The sequence below is a fragment of the Pseudomonas sp. EL_65y_Pfl2_R96 genome (assembly GCF_963970905.1).
Taxonomy (GTDB): Bacteria; Pseudomonadota; Gammaproteobacteria; order Pseudomonadales; family Pseudomonadaceae; genus Aquipseudomonas.
The window spans coordinates 1-467 of record NZ_CAXAQH010000307.1; the positions used below are offsets into that span (position 1 = coordinate 1).

General features: G+C 60.0%; 1 pseudogene. It reads right to left on the bottom strand.

Features of this window, described 5'->3' with window-relative positions:
* Positions 1 to 157 precede the first annotated feature (157 nt).
* Positions 158 to 467 (bottom strand): annotated as a pseudogene (locus tag AACY49_RS30770) (hypothetical protein); the annotation flags it as partial.

Below are 467 nucleotides of genomic sequence, written 5' to 3' on the forward strand. Positions count from 1 at the left end.
CGGTAAAAAGCTATATGAAAACGATCTTTTTGAAGCTCTCCGCTTCGGACAGGACCCACGCCGTCACGATCGCGGCAAAACGCGGCATTATCGAACTTTAAATCGGCGGAGCCGAACGGGAGCGCATATCCGGTTCGCGCGCCCGGTCGGTGCCGTATTAATCCGCCGCCAAGACATGCGTGCTCGGTGCCGGACGTCGCGTCATCCAGATCACGCCGATCATAACCAGCGCCATCCAGCCACAGATCCAGAACAATTCCAGCGAGGAGAGCAGGTAGGACTGGTTGACGATTTGGCGCATCACCGAGCCAGCCGCCTGCTGCTGGGTCATGCCGGCGGCTTGCAACTGATCGGTGATGTGCCGGTACGTCGGCGAATAGTCGGTACCGACCTCGGTCAGCCGAGTCTGGTGGAGCGCTTCGCGGCGATCCCAATAGGTGGTGATGATCGACGCCGCGAAACTGCCC